The sequence below is a fragment of the Yersinia vastinensis genome, from assembly GCF_902726565.1.
GTDB classification, from domain to species: Bacteria; Pseudomonadota; Gammaproteobacteria; order Enterobacterales; family Enterobacteriaceae; genus Yersinia; species Yersinia vastinensis.
In genome coordinates this window covers 179,871-197,789 of the sequence record NZ_CACVAF010000008.1, presented here as the reverse complement: position 1 = coordinate 197,789, position 17,919 = coordinate 179,871, and the positions used below count along the sequence as shown (strand labels likewise).

The following is a 17,919-nucleotide window of genomic DNA, read 5'->3' as shown; positions in this document are numbered from 1 at the left end:
CTCAGGCTCAGCTTTCTGAAAGACTCTCGTTTGAAATGCGCGGTGAATGCGCGGAGATATTGCAGGTACAAAAAAAGGCCCAGTCGTTAAACTGAGCCTTCATGTTCTTTGTTCGCGGCTTTGCTACTCCTCTCGGCGTTGCTACACCACTTCTCGTCTTTCCGAGCCGCCAAGATAGGCCCAGTGAAACAGGCGGGATCACCTCGATTTATTGTCGCGAGATTTTTTCTTACTTAACCGATACTCGTCCATGCAATAAATGCATGCACCGTTATTTGTTTTCCTAATTCCAAGGTGATGCTTGGCGCAGTTAGACCCAATATAAGTTTTATCGCCATTTGAAATAGCTAACTTACGAGAGGAGAAAAATGAAATAACTGCTGTTGATGATTTTATAGTCTTCCTTGGCTTTGCTTTCCTTTTTGGAGGTCTCACACGAATATGGGAGGGATATCTTTGACTGGTATGCCTTCCTTTCATTATGCAATCTTGGATATTCTCTTTATGTGTCCCTGGCTTTAAATGCTCAGGATTAATGCAGGCGGGGTTGTCACAAATATGCATAAGCTCTTTATTTATTTGGTCATAATTACCAACCGTCAATAAATACATAACCTTATGCGCACCTAGCTGATGTTTTCCAACCTTAAATCTTCCATATCCACACCTATCAAGATTGCTGCTGTATTCGTGGCATCCACGTTCGTTAATAATAACTTTCCTATTAAGGCGCTCAATTAGCGGAACTCTTCCTGTAAGGGAGAGTAAATACTCTGGGGTGAACTCTTTTTTCATTTCGGACACCTATAGAAAGCAAGCCTGTTCGCACAGAAAAGCCGCCCAAGAGAGGTCCGCACCTATACGGCTGTTCTCAGGTTTGCTTTCTGTAGGCTCTTGGTTGGATACGCTTGCGACAGCGTTAGGGATAAAAAAAGCCCCGCTATTGCGAGGCTAAGAAGCTATCTATTCCTTGTCGGGGGAATTCTGTCTGGCTGATTCAATTTGCCGAATGCTCGCCTTATCTGCGTTGCACTGCTCTATCACCGTTAACAGGGTGTCATTCAGTAATAAGCTGTTACCCCAAGTTAATATCTCGGGTATCTCTGGAGGGATGCAGTCAGAAAGTAAGCTTGCTGGTATCGGTACCTGTGGCACCTGAACGTATTTGACTGGCGTGTTTCCGCAAGAAGTCAGCAGCGGCAGCAGGAACAGGGCGAATAGCACACTCATCCCCGCCAATTTCTTTTTTAATCGCAGCAGCTCGTACCTCACCACCATTGCTAATGCGGTTTTTTTCATTCTCGTTAGCCTTGGCGATATCGTTGATGATGTTAACCATGCGGACCTGATTACTGAGAATGAACTGAGCTTCGTCACGCTCTTTCTCTGCTTTATCTGCCTTGGCGTGCCACTCCTCAGCTTCGTGATAATAGTGAAGCGATAAGCCAGCCAGGATAATTAACAGAACCGCTGGCAGGTAAGTGAATATGTTCTTCATCCCGCTAAACATAATTCCCTCTCTATCTCACGCCTATTCTGTAATCCCTTCCACGGCTTGCCACCGGCATATGTCCAGCGGCGTAACTCATCGCAAGCGCCTTTAATGTCGCCTGTGTTGAGTTTTTTAAGGAGGGTTGATTTAGTGAATGCGCTCTGACCAACGTTATAGGTGAACGAGTAGAGAGCCGCTTTCTGGTATTTGCTCAGTGGAACTTTTACCGCGTCATCAACAGTGCGCTGTACCGGTGCCAAGTCTTTCTGCAATAAAGCATCGCACTCAGCATCTGAATATTGTTTGTTGGGGATAATGTCTTTACCGGTATGGCCATCACATACAGTCAGCACACCAACGACATCGTAGTAAGCCACATGCTTGCGGCCCTCCAACCCATCATCACCGCCAAGCAACGCTCCGGCAATAGCCAGTGCGCCAGCAGCAGCAACGCCGATTATCTTATTGCGGAGTGCTGGAGACATTGGCTCTCTCCCGCAGTTGGAATTCTTTACGCTTGTAGTACCAGTTCACACCAAATGTTCCAATGGTGCAGGCAATACCAATCAACAGCGCCCATTCGTTTAATGACATCGCGCCAAGCATCGTGGTTATACCGCCGAACCAGTAGGACGAGCCGCTTGAATATTTGTCCATTCTCATAGTCTCCCCCTGCCAGTTGGCCTGGGCGTGTATTTGCTGTTGTGTAGGGAATAGCCCACCGCCGTGATCCATTCAGACACGGAGTTTGTTTGAGGGTGATTGGCGCTGGCGGAGGGCTAAATGCAAAAAGGCCACGCATTAGCGCAGCCCTGTTTAATATTTGTGATTCTCATCACTTGTCATGTAGTCTTTTTTCGATTACATTAATCACATAGACAACGAAACGAGGTAAGCGAAATGAAATTATTCCACGGCTCTTGGGACACTACAGCACCAGTCATCAAGGTGGGCGCCCTTGCCTTGGGTGATGGCGATAATGTATTTGATGGTTTATTTGCCAGTACATACGCCAGTGTTGCAAAAGCTCACGGTGACGGTGAAACAGTTCACGCTTATGAAGTTGATGACGAAAAGATAGCCGACAATGCAGCCCTGAACGAACGCATTGAAGAAATCATTAAATTCCTTGGCTCTGAAGTCTACGCTTGCGACGTTGATGATGAAACTATCAAAGCCTTAGCTTATGCACTAGCAGACGGTGAAGAAACGGATGAATTCGATGAAATTTTTTACCCGCGTTCATGCGTCATTCGTCGCGGAGCATGTAGTTGGGAAATGCAACGCCTTCGTGGACGCGCTGCTGCATATCTCGGTTTCGATGCAGTAGAAATGGATGACGAACATGGCACTTCGTACTTAATCGTTAATCCAGAAATTAAGGCTGTTTGATATGCCTCTAATCGAATACATCAGACTGACCTTTTCAGGAAATCAATCCGAATTCGCTCGACACATGGGCGTTGACAGACAAAAAGTCCAAGTATGGATTAAAGGCGAATGGATTGTTGTGGCAAATAAGTTATACGCCCCACGGCGTGATATTCCAGACATTCGGCTGGATACTGTTTCACAACGATTGGATTAACCAATCCAGTACCCATGCGAATGCAGAAAAGCAAAAAGGCCCAGTCGTTAAACTGAGCCTTCTTTGTGCTTGCGGCACCGACTTAAGACAGATACGGCACCTTACCCTCTAATAGTGGCTAATTGGCTACAAGATGTCAACACGTTTATGCAACTTTCTTTATTTTAGCTACACGTTTGCGGGAGATAAATGCTTTTTGCAGTGGTTGATACAATAACCAGAGTGCAGCCTCCAGTATTTGGTCAACTTCATTTCTACACGTACCCAATGACGGTTTTTTCAACCTATCCCCACCTCGCGTTGACATCTTGCGGGGTTTTGCGGTCGCGAAGTAGTACGATGCAATTGATCGCTTTGATGCCCCATGAGAGTAATAACTAATCAGAATACCAAGGGCCTTTGTGTTAATGCACATAACGGAATCTACGACCTGAGAAATCAACATTCCGTCATCGTCATTACACATCGGCCTTGATGGGCTGCCCTGCGGTTCAACTGTCGCCATGTACTGCGCTATAACGCTGCTCATGCGCTTCTCTAATCTCCCCGAGTAAACCCATGAACCCCATAATTCAAGCCAGCCGTTAACCCAATCATGCTGATCCTTGGTGAGCTTTAATTGCGTTACGTTCATGCTACCCTCTGCTCGTCAGTGTTAACCGTACCGCCGAACTTGTCGCGGTCAGTGCAAAATACAACCCGATGCATACTTCTAAGCCGGTCGTCGCGGATCACTCGCAACCCTGAAGTAAACTGAACAACTGAGTAGTTATCGTATTTGCCATCCAATAGGCGCTTATTCTTCCATTCCCTGGCTTTTGATATTGCTTCGGAAAGATTCATCTATGCGGCCTCCTGAAGTTTTTTAAGCTCACGCAATTTCGCTCGGTACAGACTTCTGATGCCGTCGAGTTCTTCGCGGGTATATCGGTGAGGGGTATTGTTGTTTTCGAGCGCCTCAACGCGCTGAGGGCCGATTTTCTTTACAAGATTGATGCGGTACGGCGTGATATTTCCTGACTGATGGGTATTACACGCACTGCATTGTTTATTTATGTTGTCCTCGTCATATCGAATTTGGGATGCTTTAGCTATCGTCCTGAAGTGCCCTGCGTGCCATTCAAATGCCTGATAAGTTCCGCAACTAATACACGGTTCGTCAACGTCTCGGCCCTTGGTGATGTAGTCATTCACCGCTCGCTGAGTCATATCCTCCCAATGCTTCAATGGCTTCAACTTAGCCTTGCGCTCTCTCCATGCTTTTCTTTCTTCCAATGCCTTATCAGCCGCTTTCTTTTCAGATTGACGCTTTTGGTAGAGGTAAGCACAGTGACCACAGCAGACTATTTGGAGGGAGTTTCTAGGGGTGAACTTGGTGGGACAGACCTTGCACTTCTTTAGCTTTGCCGGTTTATTCTTCGGCTTGCCGGTTATCATCGGCGGTCTCCTTCAATTCCGGAGGTGCATTCTCTTCAGCGCACTTCTCACATGCGTAAACCTCATCAGGCTTTAGCTCGCCAAGGCAATACACGCAGATTGATTGGGGGAGCTCAGGCATGGCTATTCCCCTTGAATTTGGATCATCGTCAATTCACGCCCAAACCCAAACACTGCACCGGTGTCGATGTAGAGTTGATTTTTAAACTGGCTGGCTTTACTCATTGGTGTGTGACCGAATATGAATTGTTTGGCCCCCGCTATTTCTTCCCCTTCTCCGTCCATCGCATAACTCACCCGCTCACGATTCCAAATAACATGCTGCTCACTTACCGGCTTGCCGAAGTGATAACTGTCAGATGGGTAATCAGCGTGGGCTATTACGTATTTTCCGGAGTCTGTGGTGACTTCGATAATTAACGGAAGATTTGCAACCTGTTTAATCAAACTGGTGATCAGTAGTTTTTCGTCGGTATCGAGATGGAAATACCAAATACCGCCGTTTGCCAGCCAGTGTGAGTATTCTTCGCTGGCCAGTGCATCAATCGCCATTTGCTCATGGTTGCCACGAACCGCACGGAACCAAGGCTGAGTTATCAAGTCCAGACATTCGACGTTCTGCTCACCACGGTCAATCAGGTCGCCTACGGATATCAGCAAATCTTTGCTCTCATCGAAATCTACTGAGAGTAATTTCTCATTAAGCTTATTCAGGCAGCCGTGTAAATCGCCAACGACAAATATTCGTCGGTAGTCGGCCCCGTTTATTTTTTGGTAAATATCATTCATCGCGTTCTCCTTACTCTGTCGAATTTGGCGCGCAGCAATACAGGTACCGGGTCATATGTGGGTATCTGGCTGGCGGTAAGTTGGGGTTAAAAGTAACTGTAAAGTTGGTTGATAACGTTCTTGTCAGTCGTGCGCCCGAACAGGTGTTTTATTGCGGCGTTAACCATTGCGTTGTAGCAGCGTTCGAACTCGTCAGGCTCCATGTTCGCGTAAGCCAAGCTCTTTGCTCTCACCTTTGTCTCGCCTTTGATGGTTGTCACGACGTCAAAAAATCCAGCCAGAATAGTCAGGTCCTTCCTGAATTCCTCTTTCTGGGTATATTCATCTGTGAATTCATAACCGGCATTCTCTGCTGCCCAGTGAGCAAAGCAGAAGTTGAAGAAGGCAAACATCTTTCGATGGAAGGCGGGGTTGCGAGTTAACTTAATGTCGGCGGTGTAAATCTCGCCGTTTTTGAACTTGGTTAACCTTGGTAAGTCATGATCGAAGGCTGGAACAAAAACGCCACCGGCATTCTTGACCATATCGATTTGCATTGGTCACTTCCGAATCATCATGATGGTTAGTCCACCTTTGGTTGCCACCTTCATCGTGTCGCCATCGGTTAAATCACTCAGATTGAAAGCGTCATACAGTTCGTTAATGGCCTTTTGCTTTCGCTCTTCTTTTCGGCTTTTATCCCATTGTTTCCAGATGATGCTAGCCAGCCATTCGCCTGTTTTAAATAGGATGTAGAGGTATCCAAGAAAAGATAATCCAGCTATTAACCAAATGGTGATGTCATTAGTCATAGTGGCTTCTCCGGCGCGGCGGGTAGTGGCATCCAGTGAGATGGACGACAAGCTATCGAAGTATCTTCGTGTTGCGCATACTGAAATTCACCATTTCCAATATGGAAAGCAACAAACTGTTCGCGAGTGTCTGAACAATAAACCTGAACATCAGTTCCCCGCTCCGGCCTACGTTCACTGCACTTAATCCAACCTTCCGGTATCTCCGGAGAGTTCAACTGTGGGGTGGTGTAGATGGGTAGATTTTTATGCACAGATGGCTGAGAAGACCAGTCGTCATCTAGAGCGTCCCCAGCTTCACCATAATAAATTACTTGATTACCGTTATCCCACTCACAAAGATAACCAACAGGCTCAGCCCTCTTTGCAGCTAACGCGATTCGGGCCAACGCTCGGACTTCATCGTTTTTTGGCGTTATCATTGCTGAATATCCTTCCTCAGCGATAATCTCTTCCAGTCTCTCTACAGTAAAACTATCAAGATCTTTCATGGTTTTACCTCACGCATACCATTTTTCGACTTTGTTGTACTCAGCAACGACATCTGAGTAACCGAGATTAATTAGCAGGTCGCATAGAGCGTCATCAGCGTTACTGTGGGCGCTTTCTGGGTCGCCACTATCTTGCTCTGCTTTCAATCGCTCGATGATTTCCTCTTTAAGCTTTTTCATTCACTCTCTCCCTTGGTGGTCGGGAATGCTTTTTCGTTTGCAGGAAGTTCAATGCTTTCTATCGTCGCTGCCGCAACCTTTCCGTGAGTATCAGCCAGCGTTCCAAGCACAATGCGACTAAATAGCTGCTGCTCACCTGCGGTCATTAGGATCTGCTTGGTTACCCCTTCATGCCTCACCAGTACGGCGAAATTTTCAATATTCATTTTATTCACTCTCTCCCTTGATTCGAATACCGGCAGTGCGCACAACGGCATAGCATTGAATAATTGCGGCCGTAAACCCGTTGGCATAATCACTCGTATGGCCTTGTTCAAGCGCCTCACGACAGGTCATTTCTTCAGGAATATCCACCACAATGCTTTCTCTGGATGCTTGCCATGCACACCACGCCAAATGGATGCCAAAAATTCGATAGCAGTTTCTCTCTGGCTCCCAATCAATATCTTCGCCATATAGCCCATGAACCTCTTCAAGCCACTTCTCAAACTCTTCCCGCGATTTAGTTATGTCCATCATGATTTCCTCGAATTGATTTACAGCAGCACTTCCGCGTCACTGTCACGCTCATGTGATGCGAAATAGATATCCCACTCGCTGTAGTAAATTCCGTTGTACCTTGCACCTGAGCAATCAACGTCTTCATCAGTGCCAAAGCACTCTTCGTAAATTGCTTGGAAGGTGTTTTCAGGTAACTTGCTTAGGAATTTAATGCGGAGGGCTTGCTCATGGCGTTCTTGCTGCTCTATCTGCTGTTTGATAAATGCACCTAATGCGCTCATGATTTCCTCGTCATGTTCAGCTTGGCGCGTAGTTCGGCAATGTGATCCAGTGCTTTCTCGTTGCTGGCCGGGATGTGAAGCTTAGGGATTTGCACCACCGGCGCGGGGATTGGCTCACCAGATTCAATGCGCTTCGACATGTCAGCCAGCTCTTTGCCGCACCGTTTCCGTAAGTCCTGCTCAGATAACCCCTGCACTCGCTGTTGTGAATAAAGCTTTGTGACCATCCAGTAGGCCGGATTGCTGGGCCATGGGAATGCTTCGGCACTGCTGAACATGTCACGACGCTTGGCATAGTCCATCACCATGTCATAAAGCTCATCCGCATCGGGCAGTCCAGCGGCGCGGGTGGCACCCTGCTTACACCATGCGATGAATTGGCCCGGCGACGGGAGGAACGGCGTTGCCTGCTGGCGGGCGATCTTCATTCCAGCGTTAACTTGGTCGATACTGGTAATCCCGTTTTCGATGAATGCCAAAACCCACTGGCGACGTAGCTCGTTCAGGTCGCTTTGGTCTTTGATGCTGGTCATCAGCGCTGGAAATGCAGCCTTCAACTGGCGAAATAGCTCGTTGAATATCTGCGCGGCCTGCTCTGGCACCTGCTGCTTTGGCTTATCAGCGGCGTACATCTGCTGCAATGATTGACCATCACGGTTCTGGATGGCTGTGACGACATTTCTCATACCGATACCCCGTTTATCCAGTCAGTGTTATCAAAATCAATAACAGGCTTACCAGTGGCGGTGCCTGATTGATGCTTCTTGCGCTTGATGTCCAGTTTGTCCCATTTCTCGCGTAGCGTTGACGGGCAAAGCACGTTGCCACACCAGAAACTATCCTGCGTGGCCCATTTGAAGAGAACACACATGTCTCGGTGATTCCTTCCATCCCGTTCACGCATCAAGCGGATGCTATTGGCCCAGCCAGCAAAAGACGGCTTCTTAGCATCGGGGGCAATCATCAGCACGGCGCTGAACATCCACTCCGCTGCCCGAAGGTCATCAGCAGTCCCCCAATTTTTACCACTTTGGATTGCAGCATCAGGACGAACTACAGGAAGCTTCTTAGGTGGGGTGTCAGGGGATTCGTTAGAATTCTCTGACGTAAAGGGTTTTATATTATTGTTATTACCTTCTTGTTCATGATGCGCGCTTCTTTGCTCGCTGATATGCGCGGCACCACCACTCAAAGCCACGCCATTACTGGGTTTGTTATGCTCGCTGATATGCGCGGAGTTATGCGCGGGTAAATCGTCTATTTTTTCGGCATATTCGGCGTAATTTATGATGGTGATTAACGTCCCTTTTCGACGTTCTCCGACCACTGAAATCATTCCCTCTTTCTCGAAAAATGCCAGCATCCTTTCGACTGCATGACGACTTGTTGGAACTCCTTTCCTGTCGCACATCGCAAGCCCTAAATCGTCCGAGGTAACGACCAGTTGACCGGGTTGAAGATTCCATTGGTGACCTTTGAAATTCGCCGTGAATGGCTTTCTGGCGGCATCCAGTAAAAGGTTATCCCACAGTGTTCGCAGGAAAACGTCTTTGGCCCAAGGTTTCTTCTTGATGCTTCGGTACAACGGGACATAACCAAGCTTCTGGTTCTCCATCCTGTTGCTCCTGCGCTCACGTTCGGCGCTGATATCAAATACTTTGGCTGTACTCATGCGGCAATATCCTTGACTTGATGAGCAGCCAGTAATCCGGCGATCCATTGGATGCCTTTAGGGGTGAACTTGTTTTGGATGAAGGCGTGACCGTTTGTTAGGTTCTCGCCTGTTTTAACAGTGAAGCGACCTGCATCGATGTGTTGAGCGTAAGGCGTTAGCTTCCCAGCCAGCAGATACATGATCTCGCTATCGAGCAGGAACTTACGGAAGGCTGGTTCTTTGATGTGAAGAAGCTTGCACGTTTCGCGAAAACCAAGAGATCCGGTCGCTGTGACGTAGCTGTCAACGAACTGAGCTTTCGGAGCTGCAATAGCAAGTTGATTTTCCAGTTTCTGTTTTTCTTCTGCGAGGTCTGCCGCCAGCCGTAAAGCATCTGGCAAGTTTTGAGGAATGCGCGCCTGATTTTCCAACTCCTGCCAGCGATCAACTAATCGAGCCGTGAACTCAGGGGAAAGCTGGGCAACTACAATGTAGCTGTCTCGCTTGCCAACTTGGTACACAGCTACCGATTGCCCAAGATGATTCTTAACTTCCCCCAATGGGGGGAGTTGAATTGTTCCACGAAGTGCCAGTCTTTCTATTGATTGCTTAACTTTGTCATGACGAGACTCAACGAGATCAGCTATTTCCTGACTGGTCATAGTCGGGTTTACTACCGTAGATAAACTCATGTATAGTTACCTCAGAAATTGAGCGTTATTTGAGAAGCCTCTCCTGTTCGTGCAGGTGGGGCTTTTTGCTTTCCTGTCACCGCAATCACAGCCTGCCTTGCGATTTCCCTTATCACGCTCGTCTCCCATATCTTCTCAAGAAGAACAAACGTCACTGCCATATCATGTACGTTCAACCGGCTTACCTTTGATTCGGCCCAGCCAGCATCCCGCGCAAACTTGCTCTGGCCCTTGATAGCCATTCGGCTTCGTAGCTCAGATTCAACTTCCATAATTCTCTTGCTGTTACTTGCACGTTCCATTGCGTACTCTTCCCTTGTTAGATGTTGTTACGTGACAAAGCTGTGAGCTAATGCCACTGGTGATTAGTTTTTTGGTTTGCACTTTTCAGCGCTCGATTGAAGTGTTTAATGCGGGTGGTGATTAAGCTGCTAAATGTTTGTTATTTGGGAATGGCTTCAATTCTTCAGCCTCCACGCGACCATCATCATGAATGATGACCGTAATATTCCGTCCGAAGGCCAAAGCCTTGCTGATCGCACTCTGTCGAATGCCAAAAATTTCAGCCGTCTTCTCTTGGCCTTTACTGGACACAAACTCTTCTAACGGGATTCGTTCCATAAAGGTCTCCTTGTGAATCAATATCAATTATCACTGTTAGTAATGATACTGTCAACACTAATGGTGATTGGTGGATATTCCTATTGGTGATAAATTTAGCCTATGAAAAAGAAGCCTTTAACAAACGAGCAGTTAGCTGACGCTGAAAGATTAAAGTTAATCTTTGAAGCTAAAAAAAATGACCTCGGCCTTTCGCAGGAAACGCTGGCCGAGCAGTTGGGCATGGGCCAAAGCGGAGTGTCTCAACTATTGAATGGTTCTAACGCTATAAACGCGACGCATGCAGCTCAATTTGCAAAGGCACTAGGAATCAAAGTTGATGAGTTCAGCCCTTCGTTAGCTAGAGAAATAGCCGGAATGTTTGAGGCTGTAGACCAAAATGGAAATCAGGTAAGGCGTTATACGTACCCGCTTCTTACTGAAGTTCAGGCGGGGGCATTCGCTGCGGTAGGATCGTTTCGTGAGGCTGACGCAAAATGCTGGGTTGATACGACCAGAAAGGCGAGCAATGATTCATTTTGGCTGGAGGTTTCTGGGCATTCCATGACGGCACCACCAGGAAGCAAACCGAGCTTTCCAGAAGGTATGTTGATCTTAGTTGACCCAGCAGAAGATGTTGACCCTGGTGACTTCTGTGTCGCCGGTATCTATGGAGATACCGAAGTAACATTCAAGAAATTCGTTTGGGAGGATGGCAAGCCATGGCTGGAACCTCTAAACCCCAATCCTCGCTACCAAAGCATTGAGTGCAATGATAACTGCCGGATCATCGGGAAGGTAGTTAAGGCTCAGTGGCCCGAAGAGACATTCAGCTAACCCACTGCTAGCCCATAGAGGGGTGGGTAAAAGTAAGTAAATAATTAATTTAATACAAATAGTTATATACAGCGATAAATAAATTTGATCGTCGTATATAAAATGTTTAACATATTGCACCTGTTTTCCAGTTGCTATACTGTGTCTGAAGGATATACTTTGCATGAGTAGGAGCAAAAAACTTAGGGATAGGCTTTTCTCTCTACCTAAAGACTTTACGTGGGATGAGTTAGTCACCCTAATGAAACAGTATGGGTTCAGCACACTAAATGGCTCTGGTTCAAAAAGAAAATTTATAAATGAAAATAAACGCATAGTGGCTCTTCACTGTCCACATCCAGGTAACATTGTGAAGGCCTATGTCCTCAAAGAAGTTAAAATTTTGCTAGAAGAGTTAGAAGCTCATGAGTAACATGCTGAAATATAAAGGATTCTATGGTAGCATTGAATTTTCCATTGAAGATATGGTTCTTTATGGAAAGATTGAATGTATCAATGACTTAGTAACATATGAAGCTGCTGATTTGCCTGGGTTGAAATCTGCTTTTGAGGAGGCTGTGGATGATTACATTGAAACTTGCGCTATTGTGGGAAAAACCCCAGAAAAGCCAATGAGTGGTTCTTTTAATATAAGAATTGGTGAAGATCTTCATAAAAAAGCATATCTAGCGGCTAAAGATGCGGGTATTTCGCTGAATGAAATAGTTAAAAACTCAATAGAAGAGAAGTTGGTTGGTAAGAAAGAATTTCATTTTCATATTGAGCGACGCTCTGAAGAGTCTAGAGATGCATTTGGCTATGTTAAAAGATCAAGTGAATCAGCCAAATGGGTTGGCACAGTAGAAAAAGGGACGCATCACTAATGCTTGATAAAATCATATTCAAAGGCTTCGAGGTTACCTCATCAGAATATAATGAGTATAAAGATGCTGAGGGTGGGAAGTTTAGGGTTTTATTCGACCATTATAAGTTACTGCAAGATGCAGATGATGATGGTAACAGGGAAATTATAATAGAAGCAGCGCCCTCAATAAATGGCTACAGTGAAGACGGGGAAGATGAAGACGATTTGGCATTCAAAGTTAAAATAGCCCTTCGGTTGTATTTTGACTTTGAATCAGATAGAGACATGACTGAGGATGAGTGCTCTAAAAATTCTTGGTTCTTCGATAATTTCGTATCAATAGCCACGAAGTTAACTGTTGAATCAACTCTAAAACATACTTCAATAAAATCAATTGAACTTCCTTGGTCTAGGCCTAAAAAATAATACCTAACCCGGCCCCGCTGCCGGGTTTTTTGTGCCTGTAATCTTGCAATGTAAAGAAACTCATCTACGCTAAGAGCACAACATCAGGGATTACAAATATATAAACTTAGTCTTTACCTTTGCCCACCGCGTCCCGTGTGGGCTTTTTTATGCCTGTAATCAGCCTTCTGGCGGTAATCTCAGAATATCAATAGCTAACTCGACGGCTAAAGTTACCTGTTCCTCCTGATACAGCACCTCTATCATCTCTGCTATAGAATCCTTCGACACTTCCCCACTCTCTATTAGTAGCTGCATCACAGCAGTACCGATAACCTGCGCCACTTCCGGCCGCTGCTGCTCGAAAAACTCTTGTTCGCTATCCATATCTCACCCATCAAAGAATAAATTTCACCCAATTTAGCACACTTTTCACGCCTGATAGCCGGCGCGAAGGGTCACGTCTGAATTATTTTTAAATTAAATTACCTTAAAAATCAAAATCAAAATCACCACTAGTAATTTATTATCACCATTAGTGTTGACTATCGAATTACTAATGGTGATAATCATTCCATCGAAACGGCAGGACGCCAAAAGCACGACAGGAAGTTAAAACTCAATCGAGCGCTGAAAAGTGCAAATAACCAAACGAGATAGGTTTGGGGTGTGTGACCAGAGGTCAATGGACTGGAATGTGTCGCATGTGAAGCGGCGAGGCTTGCAGAAATTGGGCGAATAAGAGTAGCCAGAAGCGAGTCGATACGGGTAACCCTCCCCAGCACACACCACCAAAGCTATCTCAGGAGAACAACATGATTAAGCCGCACACTATCAAAGAAAATTGCCGCAGCCGTCGTGATGCGCTGCGTAAAGCGAAGCAACAGGCATATGCCAGCGCTAACCCTATGTCAGTCGGTCGCAAGTATCAGGTTAACGCTCAGTCAGTATCACTGGTTAGACGCGCTGGTTACTCACCTGCTCCGCTACGGATGATTGCTAAAGCAGCATTTGGTCGAGTGAAGGCATACAAGATGCAAATTATTCGCGCTTCGTATCTCTTCGAATATGAGTTCAAGCGTAAGCCGGTAATTGAAGGCGGATTATGTTTGCCTGAAGTAGCTAAGTTTGCAGCAGGCTTCCGTAACGTTCGTGAAGATTGCTATCACGTTATTAAGGGGTGAGATATGGCAGACAAACCTAACTCAGTATTGCTGACATCAATTAATAACAATGCGCACTCAGAAGAGAGCCTATGTAAGCAGAGGGTGATGGTGTTCGGCGCTATTACTGCATGGTCACCGGGTGGGTGCCTCTATGAAGAGAAAAGGCATATCAAAGGCTACAGCGAAGAGCAGAAAGCATACTTCGATGAAGCACTAACCCTGCTTGATAAGCATCTCAATAAGTTTAACCGCACCAACCGTAAAGAAGCTGTTCACATTGTTAAGGGGTAAGAGAATGAAATTCGAAGAATTACCACGTGAAGTACAGTTAATAGCAGCTCAGACACTTTCAAACAGGCTTTCTACGTTGGGCGCAGGAGTGAAAGAGCGAACAGAGCCAGTTAAGACACTGGCCCGAGAGGTAAGAGAAGCATTTATCGAGATGTATTTTCAGCCAGAATCCGCTTCTGTTCAGAACGATAATGGTCAAGAACGTGAGTAAAAATATCCATCGCATCTTTAGCGTATGAAATTTTTCCTGCTTTTATCATCTCAATAACCACTTCGTGAGCTGCATAATCTGGATATTTAAGCGGACTTAATTTATCTGACATTTCTATTTCCTTATTTTGACTGTGGAATAACCAACATATCAATTTCCTTTGACTGTGGAAAGCAGGGAAACCACGGCTGGGCGTGGGTAAATATCCCAGCACAAATTATACAGGTCGCATAAGCGGCCTTTTTTATTCCCTAAATTCACTGATAGAGGGTAAGACGATGGCAAGCACTAAAAAACCGAATTACAGCGCTAAGGTTAAATATTGGAGCGATGGAATAACTGGAGAGTGCAGTGGTGGAATTATTGGATGCATTGACCAGTTATTTTTAGCTCTTCCTCGAGATAAGCGGGAAAAGGTTATCAGCATGATAGAAGACTCTCATGCAAAAAAAATAGCTTGGGAAAAAGAAAAAGCATCAACAGCCAACCCCTCCAACTAAGTAGGTGAGATATGAGTTTAGATTTTACAATAACAGCCAAGACTGTCAGCACAGAGCGCGGTAGATATGACGGCCTTACTCTTGAATTGAGTGATGCAGAACTCGTTGAAGCAGTAGAAATAAAAGAAATAGTTATCGAATACGGTGCCACTGACCTGTTAGAAGAAATTGGTAAAACAGATGTCATTGCTTGGTTAGAAAGTGAAGGCTGCACCGTAACAGAAACCGAATAACCCTCCCCCACTAACTCCCCACTCCCACCACTGAATAACTGACAAAGCATAGTCGGGTATTTTGCCGTGGGAGTAGCACAAGGAAATCAGCATGGCAGAAGAAAAAAAGGAACTGGCACTCGTCACACTGCCGGTCGAGAAAATAGATTTAGAAGTCGCGTTGCTCAATGACAAATTCATTGATGAGCTGATTGATAACGTTCGCAAAACAGCCGGTTCGGTAGTTGGCGACCTGAAGACGACAAAAGGCCGCGGCGTTTACATCACGATGGCTGACCAAGTGCGCAAATCAAAAGCAGCATTTGAGGTTCGCGCCAAAGAGTTGGTTGCTGAACTAAAAGCGCGCCCCGCCCTGATAGATGCCAACCGCAAAAAGTTTCGTGATGAGATGGACAAAATTGCAGTTGATATCAGAAAACCAGTCACTGAATACGAGGCTGAACAGGAACGATTAAAGCAGGAAGCTGAAGCCAAGAAGAAAGCTGAAGAGTTAGCGGCAGAAATTGAAGTGGCTCACGAAATGGCATTGCTGATGAATGACGCTTTCGACCGTGACGCTAAAGAGAAAGCTGAAGAAGTTGAGCGGCTGCGTAAGGCTCATGAGGAATTCATTGCTCAACAGGCAGCAGAGAAAGCGAAACGCGAAGCTGAAGAAAAAGCCAAGCGTGACATTGAATCAGCAGAACAGCGTGAACGTGATGCAAAGCTGGCTCAGGAACGAGCTGAACAGGCCGTAAAGGATGCCGCCGCCAAAGCCGAACGTGACGCCAAGGAATTAGCTGAACGTGTCGAGCGCGAGAAACAGGAAGCTATCGCAGCCGAGCAACGTAAAGCGCAGGAAGAAGCAGATCGCATTAAGCGTGAAGCTCAACAGAAAGAAGATGCCCGGCTAGCAGAAGAAAAGCGCGTTGCTGATGAAGCTGCTAAACGCTCGGCTGACGTCGAACACCGTCGCACCATCAACCGCCAAGCGGTAGCCGACTTAATTGCAAACGGGCTGCCAGAAGATTGCGCACAGAAATGTGTAGCCGCTATCGCTAAGAACCTCATTTCCTCAGTTCGTATCACTTACTAATTAAACTGGAGTAACCCATGCAACATGCATTTGCTGGGCAGACCGCATTGGGCTGCTCTACTAACTATTTGACCAAAATTCAGCATTCACCGGCTTACCGCCTCACATCAGCAAGCTTCACCCCACCACCTCGCAAGAGCTTGCTGGACAAGATAGTCGAGTTTCTACGCAGTAAGGGGAATCCGCTATGACCAAAAAGGAACTCAAGTGGTGGCATAAGCACTGGCTGGAAAGTGCGAAATCTTGCCGTCTTGCTGGAAGTAATGGCGCAGCAGCCAGAGAGCTAACCTGCGCCTCTGCCAAGCGTCGCATTTACCAATGGGATGTATCGGTATCAATTGAGCATCAGGAGGCAGCATGACGGAAGAGCAATTTAAGGTGCTAATAACAACCAGACGCGAATCACTAAAGAGCATGGATACTCTGGCATTTGTAAAAAATGAATTGGAGTGCGGTCGAGTATCAGCAGAACAGTTGGCAATTATTGCACTAGACGCAATGGGGATTAAAGGCGAATTGGTTGAGCAAGTAAGGGAATCGGCAGCCAAAAAGCGTAAATCATTTATGGAGGTGAGTTGTGGGTACCGCAACATTAATCCTTGGTGAATCTGGTACAGGGAAGTCTACCAGTTTGCGCAATCTTAACCCTGATGATTGCTTGCTGATCCAAGTCGTAAGGAAGCGGCTACCGTTCAAATCTACTAACTGGCAGCCATGGGATGGCGTGAATAAAACAGGGAGTATTGTTGCAACGCATGACTGGTCACTGATTAAGGCTGTTATTAATGGCGCGACAAAGTACGGGAAGAAAATAGTCATCATTGATGACTTCCAGTATGTGATGTGCACTGAGTTCATGGAAACAGTGAACGATAAGGGATTTGATAAGTTCGCGAAAATGGGACTTCACATGTGGGAAATAATCAAAGCGGCACAGGATGCGCCAGATGATCTGAGAATTTACTTTATGGCCCACACCGAGGAAACAAACCTTGGTCGAGTAAAAATGAAAACTATTGGCAAGATGTTGGATGAGAAAGTAACGGTAGAAGGAATGTTCACTATCGTTCTGAGAACCACCGTTCACGATGGGCAATACTTTTTTACCACTCAAAACAACGGGTACGACACCGTTAAATCACCGATGGGCCTATTTGAAACCAACGAAATTGAAAATGACCTTCTGACTGTAGATCGGGATATTTGCGATTACTACGGCATCAGTAATATTCACCAAATTAAAGGAAACGCAGCATGAGCAATGTAACTTTCGTCTATGACCAAGATTCGGGTTTATCAGCAGGATTAAGCGGTTTCATTAATGAGTCTGGGGCTTACATCTTCACTATCTCAGAAGCTAAATATGTGATTAGTTCCGGTGGTGCTAAATCAATTGAATTCTCTGTTGAAACTGATGACGGCAGAAAAGCTAATTACCTGAATGTTTATACCGTCAAGAAAGATGGAAGCTCCAATACGCATGGCGTAAACATGATAAATGCAATGATGGGTTGTTCCGGCGTTAAACAGCTCACCATGATTAAGAATGAGGTAGGTGTTTATGTAGCCCCTGAGTTTGTAGGTCGCAAGCTGGGGTTGGTGCTGCAAAAAACGCTGAAAACAAAAGATGATGGTCGTGAGACTTACAACTTTGATATTCGCATTCCTTACTTTGCACAAAGTCAGAGAACACTACAGGAACATGTAGCCAACGCTCCAGCCGAAACAATAGCTAAGATGTTAACCACCCTGAAAGACAAGGATGAGCGCAAGCAAGTAAATAGCGCACCAACACACTCCGGAAACTATCAGGGTGATGACCAATTCTTTAGTGATGGCCCTCAGTTCTAAATTCATAGGT

39 protein-coding genes are annotated in these 17,919 nt (G+C 45.9%); 16 read left to right on the top strand and 23 right to left on the bottom strand.

From position 1 onward, the window contains the following. Positions 1-198: 198 nt before the first annotated feature. The 5 genes from HUZ92_RS14060 to HUZ92_RS14045 all read right to left on the bottom strand — a co-directional run bounded on the left by HUZ92_RS14060 (position 199) and on the right by HUZ92_RS14045 (position 2,155). Positions 199-795: an HNH endonuclease gene (locus HUZ92_RS14060; protein ID WP_050881089.1), complete on the bottom strand. Its 597-nt coding sequence runs from the start codon at positions 793-795 to the stop codon at positions 199-201. Between the two features lie 168 nt (positions 796-963). Further along, positions 964-1,230 carry an Rz1-like lysis system protein LysC gene (lysC, locus tag HUZ92_RS21105; RefSeq protein ID WP_145579770.1) on the bottom strand — a complete coding sequence of 89 codons (267 nt, stop codon included), beginning with the start codon at positions 1,228-1,230 and terminating at the stop codon, positions 964-966. Next, a complete protein-coding gene (locus HUZ92_RS14055) occupies positions 1,118-1,498 on the bottom strand; it encodes an exotoxin (RefSeq protein ID WP_235896991.1) in 381 nt (126 codons plus the stop codon). Before HUZ92_RS14055 ends, lysC begins: the two co-directional genes overlap by 113 nt. Next, positions 1,495-1,977 carry a lysozyme gene (locus tag HUZ92_RS14050; RefSeq protein WP_145579768.1) on the bottom strand — a complete coding sequence of 161 codons (483 nt, stop codon included), beginning with the start codon at positions 1,975-1,977 and terminating at the stop codon, positions 1,495-1,497. Before HUZ92_RS14050 ends, HUZ92_RS14055 begins: the two co-directional genes overlap by 4 nt. Continuing rightward, positions 1,955-2,155, bottom strand: coding sequence for a phage holin family protein (locus HUZ92_RS14045; protein ID WP_145579767.1), 201 nt, complete (start codon positions 2,153-2,155; stop codon positions 1,955-1,957). Before HUZ92_RS14045 ends, HUZ92_RS14050 begins: the two co-directional genes overlap by 23 nt. A 237-nt stretch (positions 2,156-2,392) precedes the next feature. Between HUZ92_RS14045 and HUZ92_RS14040 the strand changes: the two genes are divergently transcribed. Together HUZ92_RS14040 and HUZ92_RS14035 are read left to right on the top strand one after the other, a co-directional pair. Continuing rightward, positions 2,393-2,884, top strand: a complete 492-nt coding sequence (locus tag HUZ92_RS14040) for an AcrIF11 family anti-CRISPR ADP-ribosyltransferase (protein ID WP_145579766.1) — start codon at positions 2,393-2,395, stop codon at positions 2,882-2,884. Position 2,885: 1 nt separating this feature from the next. After that, positions 2,886-3,080 (top strand): hypothetical protein, encoded by a 195-nt coding sequence (locus HUZ92_RS14035; RefSeq protein WP_145579765.1) that lies wholly within the window; start codon positions 2,886-2,888, stop codon positions 3,078-3,080. A 145-nt stretch (positions 3,081-3,225) separates the two neighbouring features. Here HUZ92_RS14035 and HUZ92_RS14030 read toward each other — a convergent pair whose 3' ends face one another. The 16 genes from HUZ92_RS14030 to HUZ92_RS13955 all read right to left on the bottom strand — a co-directional run bounded on the left by HUZ92_RS14030 (position 3,226) and on the right by HUZ92_RS13955 (position 10,517). Next, positions 3,226-3,714 carry an antiterminator Q family protein gene (locus HUZ92_RS14030; protein ID WP_145579764.1) on the bottom strand — a complete coding sequence of 163 codons (489 nt, stop codon included), beginning with the start codon at positions 3,712-3,714 and terminating at the stop codon, positions 3,226-3,228. Positions 3,715-3,923: 209 nt separating this feature from the next. After that, complete coding sequence (locus tag HUZ92_RS14025) at positions 3,924-4,517, bottom strand: recombination protein NinG (RefSeq protein ID WP_145579763.1); 594 nt, start codon at positions 4,515-4,517, stop codon at positions 3,924-3,926. After that, complete coding sequence (locus tag HUZ92_RS14020) at positions 4,492-4,638, bottom strand: hypothetical protein (RefSeq protein WP_174846842.1); 147 nt, start codon at positions 4,636-4,638, stop codon at positions 4,492-4,494. Before HUZ92_RS14020 ends, HUZ92_RS14025 begins: the two co-directional genes overlap by 26 nt. A 2-nt stretch (positions 4,639-4,640) precedes the next feature. Then, positions 4,641-5,306 (bottom strand): metallophosphoesterase, encoded by a 666-nt coding sequence (locus HUZ92_RS14015; RefSeq protein ID WP_145579762.1) that lies wholly within the window; start codon positions 5,304-5,306, stop codon positions 4,641-4,643. 86 nt (positions 5,307-5,392) lie between these two features. Beyond that, the gene (locus HUZ92_RS14010) at positions 5,393-5,842 is read right to left on the bottom strand and encodes a DUF1367 family protein (protein ID WP_145579761.1); all 450 of its coding nucleotides are present in this window, start codon (positions 5,840-5,842) and stop codon (positions 5,393-5,395) included. Positions 5,843-5,845: 3 nt separating this feature from the next. Then, complete coding sequence (locus tag HUZ92_RS14005; protein ID WP_050139955.1) at positions 5,846-6,097, bottom strand: DUF4752 family protein; 252 nt, start codon at positions 6,095-6,097, stop codon at positions 5,846-5,848. Further along, positions 6,094-6,588: a DUF551 domain-containing protein gene (locus HUZ92_RS14000; protein WP_145579760.1), complete on the bottom strand. Its 495-nt coding sequence runs from the start codon at positions 6,586-6,588 to the stop codon at positions 6,094-6,096. The genes HUZ92_RS14005 and HUZ92_RS14000 overlap by 4 nt, the downstream gene beginning before the upstream one ends. A 9-nt stretch (positions 6,589-6,597) precedes the next feature. Further along, the gene (locus HUZ92_RS13995; RefSeq protein ID WP_174846841.1) at positions 6,598-6,768 is read right to left on the bottom strand and encodes a hypothetical protein; all 171 of its coding nucleotides are present in this window, start codon (positions 6,766-6,768) and stop codon (positions 6,598-6,600) included. After that, a complete protein-coding gene (locus HUZ92_RS13990; RefSeq protein ID WP_057631582.1) occupies positions 6,765-6,974 on the bottom strand; it encodes a hypothetical protein in 210 nt (69 codons plus the stop codon). Before HUZ92_RS13990 ends, HUZ92_RS13995 begins: the two co-directional genes overlap by 4 nt. Before the next feature lies 1 nt (position 6,975). Continuing rightward, positions 6,976-7,287, bottom strand: coding sequence for a hypothetical protein (locus HUZ92_RS13985; protein WP_145579759.1), 312 nt, complete (start codon positions 7,285-7,287; stop codon positions 6,976-6,978). A gap of 17 nt (positions 7,288-7,304) precedes the next feature. Further along, positions 7,305-7,550, bottom strand: a complete 246-nt coding sequence (locus tag HUZ92_RS13980) for a hypothetical protein (protein WP_145579758.1) — start codon at positions 7,548-7,550, stop codon at positions 7,305-7,307. Then, entirely contained in the window at positions 7,547-8,236 is a 690-nt protein-coding gene (locus HUZ92_RS13975) for a replication protein P (RefSeq protein WP_054878763.1), read from the bottom strand. The genes HUZ92_RS13980 and HUZ92_RS13975 overlap by 4 nt, the downstream gene beginning before the upstream one ends. Continuing rightward, positions 8,233-9,165, bottom strand: coding sequence for a replication protein (locus HUZ92_RS13970; RefSeq protein ID WP_174846851.1), 933 nt, complete (start codon positions 9,163-9,165; stop codon positions 8,233-8,235). Before HUZ92_RS13970 ends, HUZ92_RS13975 begins: the two co-directional genes overlap by 4 nt. A gap of 53 nt (positions 9,166-9,218) precedes the next feature. Further along, on the bottom strand, positions 9,219-9,896 hold the full coding sequence (locus HUZ92_RS13965) for a phage antirepressor KilAC domain-containing protein (RefSeq protein WP_235896990.1): 678 nt from the start codon (positions 9,894-9,896) through the stop codon (positions 9,219-9,221). Positions 9,897-9,907: 11 nt separating this feature from the next. After that, positions 9,908-10,198, bottom strand: coding sequence for a CII family transcriptional regulator (locus HUZ92_RS13960; RefSeq protein ID WP_128451978.1), 291 nt, complete (start codon positions 10,196-10,198; stop codon positions 9,908-9,910). Positions 10,199-10,319: 121 nt separating this feature from the next. Continuing rightward, positions 10,320-10,517 carry a Cro/CI family transcriptional regulator gene (locus HUZ92_RS13955; protein WP_049615505.1) on the bottom strand — a complete coding sequence of 66 codons (198 nt, stop codon included), beginning with the start codon at positions 10,515-10,517 and terminating at the stop codon, positions 10,320-10,322. 102 nt (positions 10,518-10,619) lie between these two features. On the opposite strand from HUZ92_RS13955, the gene HUZ92_RS13950 reads away from it, so the two are divergent. The 4 genes from HUZ92_RS13950 (at position 10,620) to HUZ92_RS13935 (ending at position 12,603) form a co-directional block, all read left to right on the top strand. Further along, the gene (locus HUZ92_RS13950; RefSeq protein ID WP_145579756.1) at positions 10,620-11,333 is read left to right on the top strand and encodes a LexA family protein; all 714 of its coding nucleotides are present in this window, start codon (positions 10,620-10,622) and stop codon (positions 11,331-11,333) included. 163 nt (positions 11,334-11,496) lie between these two features. Further along, a complete protein-coding gene (locus HUZ92_RS13945; protein WP_057643890.1) occupies positions 11,497-11,745 on the top strand; it encodes a type II toxin-antitoxin system HicA family toxin in 249 nt (82 codons plus the stop codon). Further along, complete coding sequence (locus tag HUZ92_RS13940; protein ID WP_128451995.1) at positions 11,738-12,196, top strand: type II toxin-antitoxin system HicB family antitoxin; 459 nt, start codon at positions 11,738-11,740, stop codon at positions 12,194-12,196. The genes HUZ92_RS13945 and HUZ92_RS13940 overlap by 8 nt, the downstream gene beginning before the upstream one ends. Next, a complete protein-coding gene (locus HUZ92_RS13935; RefSeq protein WP_057643885.1) occupies positions 12,196-12,603 on the top strand; it encodes a hypothetical protein in 408 nt (135 codons plus the stop codon). The genes HUZ92_RS13940 and HUZ92_RS13935 overlap by 1 nt, the downstream gene beginning before the upstream one ends. Positions 12,604-12,762: 159 nt before the next feature. On the opposite strand, the gene HUZ92_RS13930 is transcribed toward HUZ92_RS13935, so the two are convergent. Continuing rightward, positions 12,763-12,969, bottom strand: coding sequence for a hypothetical protein (locus HUZ92_RS13930; protein WP_050144656.1), 207 nt, complete (start codon positions 12,967-12,969; stop codon positions 12,763-12,765). Positions 12,970-13,397: 428 nt separating this feature from the next. On the opposite strand from HUZ92_RS13930, the gene HUZ92_RS13925 reads away from it, so the two are divergent. Both HUZ92_RS13925 and HUZ92_RS13920 read left to right on the top strand, forming a co-directional pair. Continuing rightward, positions 13,398-13,766, top strand: coding sequence for a hypothetical protein (locus tag HUZ92_RS13925; RefSeq protein WP_145579755.1), 369 nt, complete (start codon positions 13,398-13,400; stop codon positions 13,764-13,766). A 3-nt stretch (positions 13,767-13,769) separates the two neighbouring features. After that, on the top strand, positions 13,770-14,039 hold the full coding sequence (locus tag HUZ92_RS13920; protein ID WP_145579754.1) for a hypothetical protein: 270 nt from the start codon (positions 13,770-13,772) through the stop codon (positions 14,037-14,039). Between the two features lie 143 nt (positions 14,040-14,182). Here HUZ92_RS13920 and HUZ92_RS13915 read toward each other — a convergent pair whose 3' ends face one another. Then, positions 14,183-14,362 (bottom strand): hypothetical protein, encoded by a 180-nt coding sequence (locus HUZ92_RS13915; protein WP_071828178.1) that lies wholly within the window; start codon positions 14,360-14,362, stop codon positions 14,183-14,185. Between the two features lie 166 nt (positions 14,363-14,528). Here HUZ92_RS13915 and HUZ92_RS13910 point away from each other — a divergent pair, with 166 nt between their 5' ends. The 8 genes from HUZ92_RS13910 (at position 14,529) to HUZ92_RS13875 (ending at position 17,909) form a co-directional block, all read left to right on the top strand. Beyond that, complete coding sequence (locus HUZ92_RS13910) at positions 14,529-14,750, top strand: hypothetical protein (RefSeq protein ID WP_145579753.1); 222 nt, start codon at positions 14,529-14,531, stop codon at positions 14,748-14,750. A gap of 11 nt (positions 14,751-14,761) precedes the next feature. Further along, entirely contained in the window at positions 14,762-14,983 is a 222-nt protein-coding gene (locus HUZ92_RS13905; protein ID WP_145579752.1) for a hypothetical protein, read from the top strand. Between the two features lie 91 nt (positions 14,984-15,074). Then, positions 15,075-16,058 carry a cell envelope biogenesis protein TolA gene (locus tag HUZ92_RS13900; protein ID WP_235896989.1) on the top strand — a complete coding sequence of 328 codons (984 nt, stop codon included), beginning with the start codon at positions 15,075-15,077 and terminating at the stop codon, positions 16,056-16,058. 17 nt (positions 16,059-16,075) lie between these two features. After that, a complete protein-coding gene (locus HUZ92_RS13895) occupies positions 16,076-16,249 on the top strand; it encodes a hypothetical protein (RefSeq protein WP_174846840.1) in 174 nt (57 codons plus the stop codon). After that, a complete protein-coding gene (locus HUZ92_RS13890; RefSeq protein ID WP_174846839.1) occupies positions 16,246-16,419 on the top strand; it encodes a hypothetical protein in 174 nt (57 codons plus the stop codon). Before HUZ92_RS13895 ends, HUZ92_RS13890 begins: the two co-directional genes overlap by 4 nt. Next, positions 16,416-16,664, top strand: a complete 249-nt coding sequence (locus HUZ92_RS13885; protein WP_145579751.1) for a hypothetical protein — start codon at positions 16,416-16,418, stop codon at positions 16,662-16,664. Before HUZ92_RS13890 ends, HUZ92_RS13885 begins: the two co-directional genes overlap by 4 nt. Beyond that, positions 16,636-17,316, top strand: a complete 681-nt coding sequence (locus tag HUZ92_RS13880) for an AAA family ATPase (RefSeq protein WP_145579750.1) — start codon at positions 16,636-16,638, stop codon at positions 17,314-17,316. Before HUZ92_RS13885 ends, HUZ92_RS13880 begins: the two co-directional genes overlap by 29 nt. Next, positions 17,313-17,909, top strand: coding sequence for a DUF669 domain-containing protein (locus HUZ92_RS13875; protein ID WP_145579749.1), 597 nt, complete (start codon positions 17,313-17,315; stop codon positions 17,907-17,909). The genes HUZ92_RS13880 and HUZ92_RS13875 overlap by 4 nt, the downstream gene beginning before the upstream one ends. The last annotated feature ends 10 nt before the right edge of the window (positions 17,910-17,919 follow it).

Excerpts from the sequence above, each read along its gene's own strand:
- HUZ92_RS14060 (WP_050881089.1), bottom strand. The coding sequence starts at position 795 with ATGAAAAAAGAGTTCACCCCAGAGTATTTACTCTCCCTTACAGGAAGA.
- lysC (WP_145579770.1), bottom strand. The coding sequence starts at position 1,230 with ATGAGTGTGCTATTCGCCCTGTTCCTGCTGCCGCTGCTGACTTCTTGC.
- HUZ92_RS14055 (WP_235896991.1), bottom strand. The coding sequence starts at position 1,498 with ATGAAGAACATATTCACTTACCTGCCAGCGGTTCTGTTAATTATCCTG.
- HUZ92_RS14050 (WP_145579768.1), bottom strand. The coding sequence starts at position 1,977 with ATGTCTCCAGCACTCCGCAATAAGATAATCGGCGTTGCTGCTGCTGGC.
- HUZ92_RS14045 (WP_145579767.1), bottom strand. The coding sequence starts at position 2,155 with ATGAGAATGGACAAATATTCAAGCGGCTCGTCCTACTGGTTCGGCGGT.
- HUZ92_RS14040 (WP_145579766.1), top strand. The coding sequence starts at position 2,393 with ATGAAATTATTCCACGGCTCTTGGGACACTACAGCACCAGTCATCAAG.
- HUZ92_RS14035 (WP_145579765.1), top strand. The coding sequence starts at position 2,886 with ATGCCTCTAATCGAATACATCAGACTGACCTTTTCAGGAAATCAATCC.
- HUZ92_RS14030 (WP_145579764.1), bottom strand. The coding sequence starts at position 3,714 with ATGAACGTAACGCAATTAAAGCTCACCAAGGATCAGCATGATTGGGTT.
- HUZ92_RS14025 (WP_145579763.1), bottom strand. The coding sequence starts at position 4,517 with ATGATAACCGGCAAGCCGAAGAATAAACCGGCAAAGCTAAAGAAGTGC.
- HUZ92_RS14020 (WP_174846842.1), bottom strand. The coding sequence starts at position 4,638 with ATGCCTGAGCTCCCCCAATCAATCTGCGTGTATTGCCTTGGCGAGCTA.
- HUZ92_RS14015 (WP_145579762.1), bottom strand. The coding sequence starts at position 5,306 with ATGAATGATATTTACCAAAAAATAAACGGGGCCGACTACCGACGAATA.
- HUZ92_RS14010 (WP_145579761.1), bottom strand. The coding sequence starts at position 5,842 with ATGCAAATCGATATGGTCAAGAATGCCGGTGGCGTTTTTGTTCCAGCC.
- HUZ92_RS14005 (WP_050139955.1), bottom strand. The coding sequence starts at position 6,097 with ATGACTAATGACATCACCATTTGGTTAATAGCTGGATTATCTTTTCTT.
- HUZ92_RS14000 (WP_145579760.1), bottom strand. The coding sequence starts at position 6,588 with ATGAAAGATCTTGATAGTTTTACTGTAGAGAGACTGGAAGAGATTATC.
- HUZ92_RS13995 (WP_174846841.1), bottom strand. The coding sequence starts at position 6,768 with ATGAAAAAGCTTAAAGAGGAAATCATCGAGCGATTGAAAGCAGAGCAA.
- HUZ92_RS13990 (WP_057631582.1), bottom strand. The coding sequence starts at position 6,974 with ATGAATATTGAAAATTTCGCCGTACTGGTGAGGCATGAAGGGGTAACC.
- HUZ92_RS13985 (WP_145579759.1), bottom strand. The coding sequence starts at position 7,287 with ATGATGGACATAACTAAATCGCGGGAAGAGTTTGAGAAGTGGCTTGAA.
- HUZ92_RS13980 (WP_145579758.1), bottom strand. The coding sequence starts at position 7,550 with ATGAGCGCATTAGGTGCATTTATCAAACAGCAGATAGAGCAGCAAGAA.
- HUZ92_RS13975 (WP_054878763.1), bottom strand. The coding sequence starts at position 8,236 with ATGAGAAATGTCGTCACAGCCATCCAGAACCGTGATGGTCAATCATTG.
- HUZ92_RS13970 (WP_174846851.1), bottom strand. The coding sequence starts at position 9,165 with ATGGAGAACCAGAAGCTTGGTTATGTCCCGTTGTACCGAAGCATCAAG.
- HUZ92_RS13965 (WP_235896990.1), bottom strand. The coding sequence starts at position 9,896 with ATGAGTTTATCTACGGTAGTAAACCCGACTATGACCAGTCAGGAAATA.
- HUZ92_RS13960 (WP_128451978.1), bottom strand. The coding sequence starts at position 10,198 with ATGGAACGTGCAAGTAACAGCAAGAGAATTATGGAAGTTGAATCTGAG.
- HUZ92_RS13955 (WP_049615505.1), bottom strand. The coding sequence starts at position 10,517 with ATGGAACGAATCCCGTTAGAAGAGTTTGTGTCCAGTAAAGGCCAAGAG.
- HUZ92_RS13950 (WP_145579756.1), top strand. The coding sequence starts at position 10,620 with ATGAAAAAGAAGCCTTTAACAAACGAGCAGTTAGCTGACGCTGAAAGA.
- HUZ92_RS13945 (WP_057643890.1), top strand. The coding sequence starts at position 11,497 with ATGAGTAGGAGCAAAAAACTTAGGGATAGGCTTTTCTCTCTACCTAAA.
- HUZ92_RS13940 (WP_128451995.1), top strand. The coding sequence starts at position 11,738 with ATGAGTAACATGCTGAAATATAAAGGATTCTATGGTAGCATTGAATTT.
- HUZ92_RS13935 (WP_057643885.1), top strand. The coding sequence starts at position 12,196 with ATGCTTGATAAAATCATATTCAAAGGCTTCGAGGTTACCTCATCAGAA.
- HUZ92_RS13930 (WP_050144656.1), bottom strand. The coding sequence starts at position 12,969 with ATGGATAGCGAACAAGAGTTTTTCGAGCAGCAGCGGCCGGAAGTGGCG.
- HUZ92_RS13925 (WP_145579755.1), top strand. The coding sequence starts at position 13,398 with ATGATTAAGCCGCACACTATCAAAGAAAATTGCCGCAGCCGTCGTGAT.
- HUZ92_RS13920 (WP_145579754.1), top strand. The coding sequence starts at position 13,770 with ATGGCAGACAAACCTAACTCAGTATTGCTGACATCAATTAATAACAAT.
- HUZ92_RS13915 (WP_071828178.1), bottom strand. The coding sequence starts at position 14,362 with ATGTCAGATAAATTAAGTCCGCTTAAATATCCAGATTATGCAGCTCAC.
- HUZ92_RS13910 (WP_145579753.1), top strand. The coding sequence starts at position 14,529 with ATGGCAAGCACTAAAAAACCGAATTACAGCGCTAAGGTTAAATATTGG.
- HUZ92_RS13905 (WP_145579752.1), top strand. The coding sequence starts at position 14,762 with ATGAGTTTAGATTTTACAATAACAGCCAAGACTGTCAGCACAGAGCGC.
- HUZ92_RS13900 (WP_235896989.1), top strand. The coding sequence starts at position 15,075 with ATGGCAGAAGAAAAAAAGGAACTGGCACTCGTCACACTGCCGGTCGAG.
- HUZ92_RS13895 (WP_174846840.1), top strand. The coding sequence starts at position 16,076 with ATGCAACATGCATTTGCTGGGCAGACCGCATTGGGCTGCTCTACTAAC.
- HUZ92_RS13890 (WP_174846839.1), top strand. The coding sequence starts at position 16,246 with ATGACCAAAAAGGAACTCAAGTGGTGGCATAAGCACTGGCTGGAAAGT.
- HUZ92_RS13885 (WP_145579751.1), top strand. The coding sequence starts at position 16,416 with ATGACGGAAGAGCAATTTAAGGTGCTAATAACAACCAGACGCGAATCA.
- HUZ92_RS13875 (WP_145579749.1), top strand. The coding sequence starts at position 17,313 with ATGAGCAATGTAACTTTCGTCTATGACCAAGATTCGGGTTTATCAGCA.